Source organism: Alkaliphilus oremlandii OhILAs (assembly GCF_000018325.1).
GTDB lineage: Bacteria > Bacillota > Clostridia > Peptostreptococcales > Natronincolaceae > Alkaliphilus_B > Alkaliphilus_B oremlandii.
This window is the reverse complement of the sequence record NC_009922.1, coordinates 273,524-286,776: the sequence shown is the minus strand read 5'-3', so window position 1 is coordinate 286,776 and position 13,253 is coordinate 273,524. Positions and strand designations below refer to the sequence as shown.

Genomic DNA, 13,253 nt, shown 5'->3' with positions numbered 1-13,253 from the left:
TTAATAGCCTTCATCCTGTCTTTTATGGTTTACTTTATTTTTTTCTAAATAAGATTCAAATATTTCTTCTTCCGTAAAATCTAATTTTCTTCCTAAAAGTAAGAAATGATTCCATATCCTTCTATAATGATCCATGGTATATTCCTCTTTGAAGGAAGCAATATAAGTAAACAAGTTTTGAAATTCCTCCGCCAAAGTGGCATCGTTTGTAATCCTCTCTATTTGAATATGGGTCAAGCTCAAATCTAACCCAATGCTCAAGATAAAATGGAGACAATCTACATACTCTTCCAGGATCACATCCTTAGAAGATGGGCCTTTATTACTCCAGAACTTAAAGCAACGTGTCTCATTTGCCAGCTCTCCTAATTCCACCTGTAAAGCTAATAATTTAAAGGGAACGAGATCCTTATGCTCTAGTCCATGTTCCCTGCTGATACGTTCATCTAATTGGCTTTGTATCCTATATAGTTCTGTTAAATTCATATTTTTCTCCTTTTCTCTATCCTCATTCTCTTTCCTTATAAGAATAGAACTGCCCAAAATTTCAGGCAGTTCCATGATATTATTTACCGCAACATTTTTTATATTTTTTACCGCTACCACAAGGGCATGCATCGTTTCTGCCTATTTTTTCATCATTCACTACAGTTTTTGTTGCATTGAATGATTTTTTGATTTCTTTTCTCTGCTCTACAGTTAAGATTGCATCCCACTGCGGCAGTGTGTACAGCCATTCGGCATTGGCATTCAACATATTGAAGTATAGTTTTTCTAGATCAATGTTTAATTCTACGTTGCTGTCTTCAGCAAGCTTTTCCAAGTCGATTTCTGACGTAAGGCTGGTGTTGATACCGTCAATAAATCCTACAAAGGTAACATCGTCTACGCCGTATTCCTTTGCTAATTCAGAAAGCTGTCCTTTAATATTTGTTGTAGGTACTTCTAAAACCTTTTCGTAGATTCCTTTTTCCACAGCACAGTATTTTTCCCAAAACTCTACTGCGTCCTTTTCTTCTGTATGTTCAAAAGCTATTTTTGTCCACTGACTATATAAACTCATTTTTCCTTCTCCTTATCTAATTAAACTTTAACCGTTATTATTATATTATATTGCTTTTATCCTTTCAACCATTTAATTGCTGATTGAATGGATTATATACAGCTTAACGGTGCAGAGCTTCTATCAAATGAATGATACTGCTATAGAGAGATTTTTGGGTAAGCCTATCCTACCGTACGATTCTTAGATTTTAAACATGGATATAATGTTTTTTAGCTCCTCTGCGATTTCTTCCATGTTTCCGCTGGCATTGGATATTTCCTCCATAGTAGCCAGCTGCTCTTCCGTTGCCGCAGAAACTTGCTCTGTTGAAGCCGCATTTTCTTCAGATATAGCAGATAATTCCTGAATAATTCCGATGATTCCATCCTTCTTGTCTGCCATGTTCTTGCTAGAGTTATTAATTCCAGTGATCTTTTCTTTCGTTAATACAATGGCATCCGAGATTCCATCGAATGCATTCTTCGTAACCTCAACGCTCTTCTCTTGTTCCTTCGTTATTTCTGCCACGTTTTTAATAATATCCACCGTAATACTTGAATTTTGTTGCAGCTCTGCAACAACTTCCTCAATTTCGTTGGTAGATGCTCTAGACTGCTCTGCTAGTTTTCTAATTTCATCGGCAACTACCGCAAATCCTCTTCCAGACTCGCCAGCTCTAGCTGCCTCTATTGCTGCATTTAAGGCCAATAAATTCGTTTGCTCTGCAATGCCCTTAATTACTTGGCTTGCTTCATTGATCTTTACGGAACTTTCATTGGTTCTTACGATACCTTCATAAACGCTTTCAATCGCTTCTATATTTTCTCTTGTTTTTTCTGTCAATTGGTCTATTACAGCAGTACCATCATCTTGTAATTTCATGACCCGCTCTGCTTGTTCCATCAATTCTATAGTGTAGCTCACATCAGTTTCAATGATTCTTCCTAGTTCGTCTGCCATGAATACGCCTTGTTCTGTATCTTTAGCTTGTTCTGTCGCTCCTTCAGCGATTTGACCAACGGTTCTTGCAATCTCCTCTGCCGCAAGACCTGCCTCTTTAGAAGCGATCGCTAGCATTTCAGATGACCCTAAAACCTTTTCTGCGGAATCTCCTACCCCTTCTATAAAGACCCTCAGACTATTCACTACTTCCTGAATAGATTGGCCTAAATTCCCAACTTCGTCGTTCATTTTAAGAATCTTCTCCGGCACATCTTCTCTTGCGTCTAGTTCTGCAATTGTCTTTGTATAATCAGCAAGCATCACAATTGGCTTCGATATTCTTCCCGAAATAATATAGAACAATAAAAGTGTGACCGCAATAATAGCACCAATAAATAGTAGAATAAGTTTTAACGATGCATTGCTGGTCTTCATAATTTCCTGCAAAGGCACCTTCACAAATAAATGCCATCCATTGGTATTTTCTATTTTAGAAAAAATACCAATAAAATACTGTCCTTCATTATCAACAAATACTTGAGCACCATTATCATTGTTCTCAATCTTTTCTTTTAAAGCTTCAAACTCCTTGCCTTCTTTTTTCATTCCATCAAAAAGGTTTGAATTTAATCTCATAGTTTCATCTTGATGGGCAATGATCAATCCCGTATGGTCGATAATCATTCCTTCTCCAATACCACCAATGGTAATCTCGCTAGAAGCATCTGCAATTGTATTCAACCCTACGACACCTGCAAATACGCCCACAAGCTCATTGCTTTCATTCTTGACAGAGGTTGTAATATTTACGATTGGTTTACCTGAAACCTTAGCGATAATAGGATCGGATACATAGATGTCCTTACCATCCCTTACAATAGCTTCAAAGTCTGCCCGTCCCTTAATATTAGCTTGTCCTCCACCAGTAGCGTAGAAGTCCCCATTTAAATCTACAAACATCATCGTTGAAAAGTTTTTACTAAAGGTACCCTCTCTACTGTCTAAATAGGGTTTAATAATTGCCATATCCCCAGTTCTAATAACATCTTGTGTAGCGATTGCTCTAAGTTCATTCATACTAGATTCAATGATCTTTGTAATTTCAGCACTTCTCGCATCTGTTATTTGAACAACTAAATCATTGATTAATACTTCAGTTAAATCACTCACAGAGCCGTGTATAAAGACCCCCAGAACCGATAATAATACAATAATTGCTGCTCCAAAAATGGCTATGATTCTTTTACGAATAGATTTCACTTGCATTCCTCCTAATATCTTCCTGTTAAATTAAAATTTTTCGACATTATTCGACATTTTTACATGCTTGTACCGATTGATATGACTACATTGTATCACATTTTGATGAACTTTGTCATAAAATTCCCTAGGATCGATAAAATGGTAACAACGGACTATAGGACTGACTTTCTTGTCAAATTTTATCCCCATCCCCTGAGATCTATGGTATAATATAAATAAAAAAATATTTATCGCTAGGGGTGCCATGCGCTGAGAGGATTATTCCGACCCTTAGAACCTGTAGGTTAATACCTTCGTAGGAAAGCGGATTCTGTTAATAATATTAACGTGAGAAGTCTTTCTTTTCACGTTTTTTATTTTATATGGATACATCCAGCGATAGATAAAAAAGAAAGGATGTCATCATATGTTTCAAAAGTTTTTAGAATTCAAACCCATTACCGTGATCATTTTAGCCACCATGGTACTATTGTCTATTGCTCTGATTTTCAGAGATCGAAAACAGAATAAAAACTCGTACTATACGAAGATGATCGTATACGGAAGTTTATGTATTGCACTTTCATTCGTTCTATCCTACATTCGTTTATATCGTTTCCCACAAGGCGGCAGTATCACCCCTGCCAGTATGCTGCCCATCTATATCTTTGCGATCATGTTCGGTCCAACAGCAGGTATTCTAGCTGGTTTTGCCTTTGGTATGATCCAATTGATTCAAGACCCTTACATTATTCATTGGGCTCAATTTTTCTTAGACTATCCACTGTCTTTTGGTGCTCTAGGACTGGCTGGCTTATATCGTAAGAATCTAGGAATTTCTTGTTTGATTGGAGGCTTTGGAAGATTCGTGATGAACTTCTTATCCGGTGTTATTTTCTTCGGTTCCTATGCACCGGAAGGAATGAATGCATTCCTATATTCCCTTATCGTCAATGGTTTGGTTATTGGAACAGATACACTAATCTGTGTAATCGTCAGCTTTGTTCCACAAATACAGAATGCCGTAAAAGAAGTGCAGAAAATTTCTCTATAGTTTTCATTGTTTTTCATCTTTTTTGAATATAATTGTTATAAAGCTGAAATAATGGTTATATATATGAAAGGGACTGTAAAAACCCATGATAAAATCAATTTGATTGCTATGACAACTTTAAGTAGCACGCAATTTTAAGTGCACAAAACAAAATATGGAATATACGAGAAAGGATGATTTTAATGAAAACATTAGGTCAATTATTACAAACAGGAGATTGGAAGGGAGAAAAACACGTTCCAGTAATTCATGCTCCTGAAAAAGTAAAAGCAGGAGAGGTTTTTGAAATTAAAGTATCTGTAGGCGATGCGATTGGTCATCCAAACACACTAGAGCATTACATTGCTTGGTTTAAAGTGTTCTTCCATGCAGATGGCGGAAAATTCCCAGTAGAAATTGCCAACTTCGACTTTAAAGCACATGGAGAAGATGGAAACTTTACAGAGCCAGCTGGTGTAGCTCGTATCAAATTAGATAAATCTGGTACAATTCACGCTGTAAGCTACTGCAATATTCACGGACTTTGGGAAAACAGCCAAGAGATCGTTGTAGAATAAATTTTTCATAGGATATTTATAAAAGGGCTATACATAAGTACATTGAATCTGTGCTTATGTATAGCCCTTTATTTGAAGCCTTTACAATTCTTACTTTACAATATAGGAGAAAAGATTCGAGCGACGGATTCTGCAATTTTATGAAGTACAGGTCTCTTCACATATTCCTCTAAATAAACCCTCTTACTGACTCTCAAATCCTCAAAGAAATCCTTTGCCGTCTTTCTATTCACCTCTTTATCATAGATAAATGCATTCACTTCAAAGTTTAATTTAAAGCTACGGATATCTAAATTGGCTGTACCGATGGATACGAAGTTATGATCCACAATAAAAACCTTTCCATGAACAAATCCTTTGCCATATTGGTAAATCTTGACACCAGCCTCTAAAAGTTCCTCGAAATGAGATTTTGATGCTAAAAAAACAGTTCGGTGATCTGGCTTAATAGGCAATAACAGTCTCACATCGACGCCCCTTAGGGCAGCAGTTTTTAATGCAAGTAAAATTCCCTCATCTGGTACGAGATACGGCGTTGTGATATAAACCCGATCCCTTGCCGTATTGATGGCAGAGAAATATGCCTGATGAATGGAAGCCCAATGGGAATCCGGTCCACTGGAAGCTATCTGCACGATTTTTTCACCACAATATCCTTGACTCGGAAAATACCTGAGATTATCTATATTTTCGTTAGAGACAAAATACCAATCTGCCAAAAATATGCCTTGAAGTACGTAGACAGCCTCTCCCTGTAGCATTAAATGTGTATCTCGCCAAAAACCCATTTTTTTGTTCTTGCCTAAATATTCATCTCCTATGTTCAGTCCACCTACGAATCCTATCGTCCCATCGACGACGAGAATCTTTCGATGGTTTCTATAATTCAATCTACTTCCAAAGAATGGTAAGGTTACAGGTAAAAATACTTTCAAATGAACGCCTGCTTCCCTTAAGGGATTCAAAAAGTCCTTCCCTAATCTAAAACTCCCTACAGCATCGTATATCAGCCGTACTTCTACACCTTCTTTTGCTTTCTTTATCAGTGTGGCTTGGAGCATTCTACCAATATGACTATCTTTTATAATAAAATATTCTATATGGATGTGATCCTTTGCATTTTCTATGGCACGTATCATTTCTGAAAAAGTGGATTCACCATTCTGTAAAACTTTCACCTTGTTATTTACAGTAATGGGAGCCTTGGTATTATTCAGCAGAAGAGGAATAATCTTACCCCTAGTATCATCAAAATTTCTTTTAAACATTTCGCCATAATCTATAAAGCCTAGCTGATTGCTGAGCAGATGGTTTAAAATCTCATAATCTTCTCTTCGCTTTTTAATGAAGGTTTTCTGCTTTCGATGATTTCTACCAATATAAAAATATAGAAAGATACCAACTCCGGGAACGAGGAATAAAACCATGATCCATGCCACTGTACTTGAAGGATCCCGATTATCCAACAGTATGTCTATGGCAATAATAATGTTTACAATGGTGTAAATTGTAGTAAAAACCTGAAATAGATTCATATGCCCGCTCCCCTCAAGTATTAAAAGCTTCTATCTTTTTCTATTATACCCATTATATGCCCCTGACAACAAGTTTGTTTGTATCCTATTTCCCAGTTTCCCAACTCAAATTTATTCACGCCTTCTAGTCGTGCAAATCTGGCATTCGTTGCCTTTGACCTACCATCAATTTATTGCTCCTTTGGTCGCATAAATTGGGTTAGGCCGCAGTCTCGCAACTCAAATTTGTTCACTCCCGTTGGTCGTGCAAATTTGGTGCTCGTTGCCTTTGACCTACCATCGATTTATTGCTCCTTTGGTCGCATAAATTGGGTTAGGTCATAAAAAAAACAAGGTCTAGAAATAGACCTTGTTCTTATTCATTGGATTATTTATTATTTTCCCGCTAGACGCTTGTAGGATTCGTATCTCTCTCTTGCTTCCTTCTCTGACTTCTCAAATAGCTCTTCTGCTACTTCTGGGAATGTCATTGTTAAGGCGTTGTAACGAACCTCGCTTAGTAAGAATTCTCTGAAGGATGCAGTTGGCTCTTTAGAGTCTAGAGTGAAAGGATTTTGTCCTTGTTCTTTTAACTCTGGGTTGAATCTGTATAAATGCCAGTATCCTGCTTCTACAGCTTTCTTACCTTGCTCTTGAGTTTTACCCATTCCAGCTTTAATACCGTGAGCGATACATGGTGAGTAAGCAATAATTAAAGATGGTCCATTATATGCTTCTGCTTCCTTCATCGCTTTCATTAATTGGTTTTTGTCAGCACCTACAGATACTTGTGCTACATATACGTATCCATAGCTCATAGCGATCATACCAAGGTCTTTCTTCTTAGTTCTCTTACCAGCAGAAGCAAACTTAGCAATTGCTGCTGTTGGGGAAGCTTTAGAAGCCTGACCACCTGTATTTGAGTAAACCTCTGTATCCATAACAAGGATGTTTACATCTTCTCCACTTGCGATTACGTGGTCTAATCCACCGAATCCGATGTCATAAGCCCAACCGTCTCCACCGAAGATCCATTGTGATTTTTTCACTAAGAAGTCTTTCTTCTCAATGATTTCATCAATTACAGCATTTCCTTTTGCTGCATCTAATAACGGAAGCATATCGTAAGTTGCTTTCTTAGAAGCTTCAGCATTATCATGTCCTGCTAACCAAGCATTGAATGCATCTTTTAATTCAGCTGCAATGTCTAGCTCTAGGGCTTCTGTCATAAGGTCTGCTAATCTTCTTCTCATTTGCTTTGTTGCTAATAACATACCGTATCCATACTCAGCGTTGTCCTCAAATAAAGAGTTCGCCCAAGCTGGACCTTTGCCTTCTTTATTTTGGCAATATGGCATAGATGGTGCACTACCACCGTAGATTGAAGAACAACCTGTAGCGTTGGCAACGATCATTCTATCTCCAAATAATTGAGTAACTAATTTAACGTAAGGAGTCTCTCCACAACCTGCACAAGCTCCAGAGAATTCAAATAGAGGTTGAGCAAATTGGCTACCCTTGAATGTAAATTTATTTGTTAAGTGAGATTTATCTGTAATAGTTGTTGCATACTCCCAATTTTCTCTTTGAGCTGCTACTTGTGGCTCAAGCGGCATCATTGCAATTGCTTTTTCTTTTGCTGGACAGATGTCAACGCAGTTTCCACAACCTGTACAATCTAATGGGCTCACTTGGATTTTGTATTGTAAACCGTCAAATTCCTTACCAGTAGCTTTCACTGTATTGAATCCTTCTGGTGCATTCTTCACTTCTTCTTCATCTAATAAGAATGGACGAATTGCAGCATGAGGACATACGAATGAACATTGGTTACATTGGATACACTTGTCACTGTACCACTCTGGTACATTTACAGCGATTCCACGTTTTTCATATTGAGAAGTTCCTACTGGGAAGGATCCATCTTCTCTACCTACGAATGCACTTACAGGAAGGCTATTACCATCTTGTGCAGCCATTGGTCTTAAAATGTTTTTGATGAAATCTGGTTCATCTTTTGCTACTGTAGCAGCTGCTTCTTCTACTGCACTGCCCCAGCTTGCTGGTACATCGATCTTAACTAATGCGTCTACGCCACGATCAATAGAAGCGTAGTTCATTTGAACAATCTTATCTCCTTTTAGACCGTAAGACTCATCTACGGAATCCTTTAGGTATTTCATTGCTTCCTCTACTGGAATGATGTTTGCTAACTTGAAGAATGCAGATTGCATAATCATGTTAATTCTTCCACCTAAACCAAGCTCAGAAGCGATCTTTGTTGCGTTGATTGTATAGAAATTAATATCGTTATCTGCGATAAATCTCTTAAGTTTTGCTGGTAATTTTTCCTCTAACTCTTCCGGTGTCCAGATACAGTTTAATAGGAAGTTTCCACCTTTTTTAAGTCCTTTTAATAGGTCATATTGGTATACATAACCTTGGTTATGACAGGCAATGAAATCTGCTTCATCAATTAAATAGGTTGACTTAATTGGCTTTTTACCGAAACGTAAGTGAGACATTGTGATTCCGCCAGACTTCTTAGAGTCATAGTCGAAATAAGCTTGAGCATACATATCTGTATGGTCTCCAATGATCTTGATTGCACTCTTGTTTGCACCTACTGTACCGTCAGAACCTAATCCCCAGAACTTACATCTGATGGCACCTTCTGGAGCAGTTACAACATTTTCTTCTACTGGAAGAGATGTGTTTGTAACGTCATCAATGATACCGAGTGTAAATTGATTTTTAGGAGTTTCTGCTTTAAGGTTTGTAAATACAGCTTTAATTTGTGCTGGTGTTGTATCTTTAGATCCAAGACCGTATCTTCCACCAACGATTAGCGGTGCATTTTCTTTGTCGAAGAATAATGTTCTAATATCTTGGTATAGAGGCTCGCCTAAAGCACCTGGCTCTTTTGTTCTATCTAATACAGAGATTCTCTTTGCTGTTTTAGGAAGAACATCGAAGAAATATTTCTCAGAGAAAGGTCTATATAAATGTACTTTGATAATACCAACCTTTTCACCTCTAGCATTTAAGTAATCAATTACCTCTTCAGCAGTCTCTGTTACAGATCCCATTGCAATAATAATGTTCTCTGCATCTTCTGCACCATAGTAATTAAATGGCGCGTAATGTCTGCCTGTTAGTTTTGTGATTTCCTTCATGTAGTCATTTACTAAATCAGGAATTGCTTCATAGTATCTATTTGCAGCTTCTTTTGCCTGGAAGAAAATATCTGGGTTTTGAGCTGTACCTTTTTGGTATGGACGCTCTGGATTTAATCCTCTATCTCTGAAAGCTTTTACTGCTTCCCAATCTACAAGACTTGCAAGTTCATCATACTCAATCACTTCAACCTTTTGGATTTCATGAGATGTTCTAAATCCGTCAAAGAAGTTAATGAATGGAACTCTTCCTTTAATTGCTGTTAAGTGAGATACAGCTGATAAGTCCATAACCTCTTGAACACTACCAGAAGCAAGTAAAGCACATCCAGTTTGTCTTGCAGCCATTACGTCGGAATGATCTCCGAATATTGAAAGAGCATGTCCTGCAATAGCACGAGCACTCACGTGGAATACGCCAGGCAGTAACTCCCCTGCGATTTTGTACATGTTAGGAATCATTAATAAAAGACCTTGGGACGCTGTAAATGTTGTAGTTAAAGCACCTGCTGAAAGTGAACCGTGAACTGCTCCGGCAGCTCCTGCCTCAGATTGCATCTCAGTTACTTGAACTGACTGTCCGAAGATATTCTTCTTACCAGTAGCACTCATTGCATCTACTTCTTCTGCCATATTTGAAGATGGCGTAATAGGATAAATTGCAGCTACATCGGTAAATGCATAGGCAATATGAGCAGCAGCTGAGTTACCATCTAAGGTTTCCATTCTTCTTGCCATTGTTTATTCCTCCTTTATTTTATATAATGTGAAATTATTATCTTATAAAAGATACTTTCGGTACCTTTGTATACAGTTCTATTATATATAAAATGAACGTAAATTTATAGTGCAATTTTTCAACAACATCTACATTTTTTGTTGAAAAATGTAGATGTTGTTGAAACTCCAATGTTCTTTAATTTCTGAATATAATAAAAAGTTTTTATTTATAATAAATAATAAAAATTATTAAATATTTTTAATTGTATTATGTATACAAGTGGCTAATTTTCTAATTATACTTAAAATTATCTATAAAAAAACCATGATTTTGGATGGATTTCCTTTATCATGGAGTTTATATAGAGTCATTGAATATTCGAGCTATGTTATATTGAGCCTATGTGGCTTTGGACAACTTTTTACCCAAGCGAAAACTACTCTTTGCCGGATCTAACTTTGGCATTTGTACAACAAATTGAGTCCCTAGATAATCATTGTTTTCTAAAACCACATTTCCCATATATTTATTGGCCAGCTTAATGACATTATACAGTCCCATGCCGCTGCCATCTTCACCTTTCGTAGTAAAACCAGCCTTAAATATATCCCGTCTTATTTCATCGGGAATCTTAGGTCCTTTATTGGAAATACTGAAGCAATAATTATTCTCGTCCGAATAAATATCCACCAATATTTCTCTGTCTTCTCGCTCGATTCCTTTCACAGCATAGATTGCATTGTCTAATAAATTCCCAAAAATTCGGATGAGATCAATTGGATTATAGCTTTCAAAGCATAGATCTGGTTCGATGCTATAGTGAATATCAATTTCCATGTCCTTACACTTATAAGCCTTATTAATAAACAATGTATACAAATACTCATTGTTTATATTGGAAATGTCCTGTAAATCCTCTTCATCGATCTTGAGCATATTGGTATAATGATTGATGTATTCCTTTGTCTTATCTATATCGCCAAGGCTCAACATCCCCCATATGACCTGTAGGTTATTGGAAAAGTCGTGTTTCTGTGATCTTAGCAAATTATTGGCTTCTTCCATTTGAGCAACTTCCAGTTTTTTAAGCTCATATTCCTGTTCTTTCTCAATTAGCTTTACCAACTCACTGAACAAAAAAATAGAACCTATTCCAACAAGTCCGCTTAATATAACAAGAAACATTAATATTGTATCTCCAAGAACAGGGTGAAGTTTTTCATCTACAACATCAAGTTGGCTAGCACTAACGTAAATTATAACCCCCATAATGACAAAAACCTGAACTAAAAATATCATTTTAATAGCTTCAGCTTTATTGCTGGTATTCAACTGAAACATTTTCAATCTCTCCAATTACCCTTCACCTCTAATCTATTAAATTATTTATTAGGTTGCTGAGGCTTTCATATCGTTATTTTATAATATAGTAACTTTTTAAATATTACATTCCTAATCGCTTATTCTAAAGAAATTTATAACAAGATTGTATTTATATAGAGAACATACTAATACATCAATATACTTTTATACTATTTCACAATAAAAAGGTTTACCAAAAATAAACTTCTTTATTATCTCCTTTATTCTTAAAGAAACCAATAATTAAACATAGAATAAGTAAAAAATTAGATATAATTATAAATATTATCCAAGAAACTATACTATTCGATACCGATTCTATACTTAAATCTAATAGATTCAAAATAGGCAGTACTATGATAGAATCGTTAATCAGCAAAACAATAAAAAGCAATAATGCCGTATATATTGATTTTTTCCAAGTGTAGTTTTCTACTATATTTTTAAGCAATATTACACTTAAAGCCACTAGCATAATTGAGTGTGTACCAAAAGGTACAGGAAAAAAGTCATATATTCTTCTAAAGAACACCACACCTAGTCCGTATAGTAAAGTAAACGTAATTTTTTGCTGATTAGTTGTTTTATATCCAATAAAGCTTAAAGGGGTAACAAACATTAAAAAAGCATGTGTAAAGTATGATAAATACTGCACTGAACTTCCTCCTCTTAGAAAATATACTTATTCCCTAATTATTCTATCACTATTTTCTTAAAGATTTTGGAGCCTCTGGCTGATAATGAAGCAATGTACTAGCAGAAGCCACATTCGCTAAAGCAAAAAAGCTTAAAAGCGTTACGATTAATCCCATTAATTTTCTCTTCATTTCTATTCCCCCTCGATTTTCATTTGTGTATGGGCAATTTATAAGTAATTGGCCATAAACTCACACTTTGCCATGCCAACCCAGCTGTACTGGCTAAAAGGTACAGCTTGTTTATGTTTGTTTCCCCTTTCAAAACATAATGAACAAAAATAAACCAAATAAATAATAAAGCCATGGAAATGCTCTTTAGCTTCTTTATTTGCACCTTCGTTGTAATTGGCTTTCCAGGGGTATCTGCTGGAGCATATAATATAAAGCTTACCAATGCAATTCCTACCGTAATCCAAACCAACCAATTGGCTAATTCCCAAGATATATTGTTAGAAAAAAGATTAACTATTAATCCTAATAGGTTAAAAATTACAGCCCCAAAAACCACACATTTTTTCTGACTGCTTGCATGTACACCGCCAGAAAAAATTCTAAATAGTGAAGCTGTTATGGCTGCTGTTAAGGTAATCGGTAAGGTTCCTAGAATATAGGATACTAGAATTATGAGTAAATAGCCCCAAATACTGTATATGAACAATCGATATCCAAAGGTGATGACCTCAATCTTGTCTTCAGACAAATCTAGTTCTTTTCCTAGATTATCTATTAATTTTTTCTCGATTGACAATTTCCCCTTACTCCTTCCATAAATTACTTGTAAATTTGTTATTCGACACAGGATGATATATCCCTTTATTTTTCTGATAAAAATTTTCTTAATTAACAATGGGTCTTAAGTCCTAAAAACTTTTAATTTTGATGTTTAATACGGCTCAATCCTTTTATATTGCCACATTTTTTTGCCTATAATTAATTTCCTAC

Annotated in this window: 11 protein-coding genes and 1 riboswitch; of the genes, 2 read left to right on the top strand and 9 right to left on the bottom strand. The window is 36.0% G+C overall.

The genetic code is table 11. The features are described from left to right. The 3 genes from CLOS_RS01300 to CLOS_RS01290 form a co-directional block, all read right to left on the bottom strand. Positions 1 to 486 carry a dUTP diphosphatase gene (locus tag CLOS_RS01300; protein WP_012158121.1) on the bottom strand — a complete coding sequence of 162 codons (486 nt, stop codon included), beginning with the start codon at positions 484 to 486 and terminating at the stop codon, positions 1 to 3. 79 nt (positions 487 to 565) lie between these two features. After that, positions 566 to 1,063, bottom strand: a complete 498-nt coding sequence (locus tag CLOS_RS01295) for an SEC-C metal-binding domain-containing protein (RefSeq protein ID WP_012158120.1) — start codon at positions 1,061 to 1,063, stop codon at positions 566 to 568. Positions 1,064 to 1,246: 183 nt separating this feature from the next. Next, on the bottom strand, positions 1,247 to 3,253 hold the full coding sequence (locus CLOS_RS01290) for a methyl-accepting chemotaxis protein (protein ID WP_408626273.1): 2,007 nt from the start codon (positions 3,251 to 3,253) through the stop codon (positions 1,247 to 1,249). A gap of 222 nt (positions 3,254 to 3,475) precedes the next feature. After that, positions 3,476 to 3,569: riboswitch (TPP riboswitch) on the top strand. 87 nt (positions 3,570 to 3,656) lie between these two features. Here CLOS_RS01290 and thiT point away from each other — a divergent pair. Then, positions 3,657 to 4,283, top strand: coding sequence for an energy-coupled thiamine transporter ThiT (gene thiT / locus CLOS_RS01285; protein WP_012158118.1), 627 nt, complete (start codon positions 3,657 to 3,659; stop codon positions 4,281 to 4,283). Between the two features lie 182 nt (positions 4,284 to 4,465). Next, positions 4,466 to 4,840 carry a class II SORL domain-containing protein gene (locus tag CLOS_RS01280; protein ID WP_012158117.1) on the top strand — a complete coding sequence of 125 codons (375 nt, stop codon included), beginning with the start codon at positions 4,466 to 4,468 and terminating at the stop codon, positions 4,838 to 4,840. Positions 4,841 to 4,935: 95 nt separating this feature from the next. On the opposite strand, the gene cls is transcribed toward CLOS_RS01280, so the two are convergent. The 6 genes from cls to CLOS_RS01255 form a co-directional block, all read right to left on the bottom strand. Beyond that, positions 4,936 to 6,375, bottom strand: a complete 1,440-nt coding sequence (cls, locus tag CLOS_RS01275; RefSeq protein ID WP_012158116.1) for a cardiolipin synthase — start codon at positions 6,373 to 6,375, stop codon at positions 4,936 to 4,938. A gap of 374 nt (positions 6,376 to 6,749) precedes the next feature. After that, positions 6,750 to 10,268: a pyruvate:ferredoxin (flavodoxin) oxidoreductase gene (nifJ, locus tag CLOS_RS01270; RefSeq protein WP_012158115.1), complete on the bottom strand. Its 3,519-nt coding sequence runs from the start codon at positions 10,266 to 10,268 to the stop codon at positions 6,750 to 6,752. Positions 10,269 to 10,650: 382 nt separating this feature from the next. Then, positions 10,651 to 11,592, bottom strand: coding sequence for a sensor histidine kinase (locus tag CLOS_RS01265; protein WP_012158114.1), 942 nt, complete (start codon positions 11,590 to 11,592; stop codon positions 10,651 to 10,653). Positions 11,593 to 11,803: 211 nt separating this feature from the next. Then, complete coding sequence (locus CLOS_RS01260) at positions 11,804 to 12,268, bottom strand: hypothetical protein (protein ID WP_041718881.1); 465 nt, start codon at positions 12,266 to 12,268, stop codon at positions 11,804 to 11,806. 49 nt (positions 12,269 to 12,317) lie between these two features. Next, positions 12,318 to 12,440 (bottom strand): cyclic lactone autoinducer peptide, encoded by a 123-nt coding sequence (locus CLOS_RS15455; protein ID WP_083757107.1) that lies wholly within the window; start codon positions 12,438 to 12,440, stop codon positions 12,318 to 12,320. Between the two features lie 19 nt (positions 12,441 to 12,459). After that, complete coding sequence (locus tag CLOS_RS01255; protein ID WP_012158113.1) at positions 12,460 to 13,059, bottom strand: accessory gene regulator ArgB-like protein; 600 nt, start codon at positions 13,057 to 13,059, stop codon at positions 12,460 to 12,462. Positions 13,060 to 13,253: the final 194 nt, after the last annotated feature.

Excerpts from the sequence above, each read along its gene's own strand:
- CLOS_RS01280 (WP_012158117.1), top strand. The coding sequence starts at position 4,466 with ATGAAAACATTAGGTCAATTATTACAAACAGGAGATTGGAAGGGAGAA.
- CLOS_RS01300 (WP_012158121.1), bottom strand. The coding sequence starts at position 486 with ATGAATTTAACAGAACTATATAGGATACAAAGCCAATTAGATGAACGT.
- CLOS_RS01295 (WP_012158120.1), bottom strand. The coding sequence starts at position 1,063 with ATGAGTTTATATAGTCAGTGGACAAAAATAGCTTTTGAACATACAGAA.
- thiT (WP_012158118.1), top strand. The coding sequence starts at position 3,657 with ATGTTTCAAAAGTTTTTAGAATTCAAACCCATTACCGTGATCATTTTA.
- CLOS_RS01265 (WP_012158114.1), bottom strand. The coding sequence starts at position 11,592 with ATGTTTCAGTTGAATACCAGCAATAAAGCTGAAGCTATTAAAATGATA.
- cls (WP_012158116.1), bottom strand. The coding sequence starts at position 6,375 with ATGAATCTATTTCAGGTTTTTACTACAATTTACACCATTGTAAACATT.
- nifJ (WP_012158115.1), bottom strand. The coding sequence starts at position 10,268 with ATGGCAAGAAGAATGGAAACCTTAGATGGTAACTCAGCTGCTGCTCAT.
- CLOS_RS15455 (WP_083757107.1), bottom strand. The coding sequence starts at position 12,440 with ATGAAGAGAAAATTAATGGGATTAATCGTAACGCTTTTAAGCTTTTTT.
- CLOS_RS01290 (WP_408626273.1), bottom strand. The coding sequence starts at position 3,253 with ATGCAAGTGAAATCTATTCGTAAAAGAATCATAGCCATTTTTGGAGCA.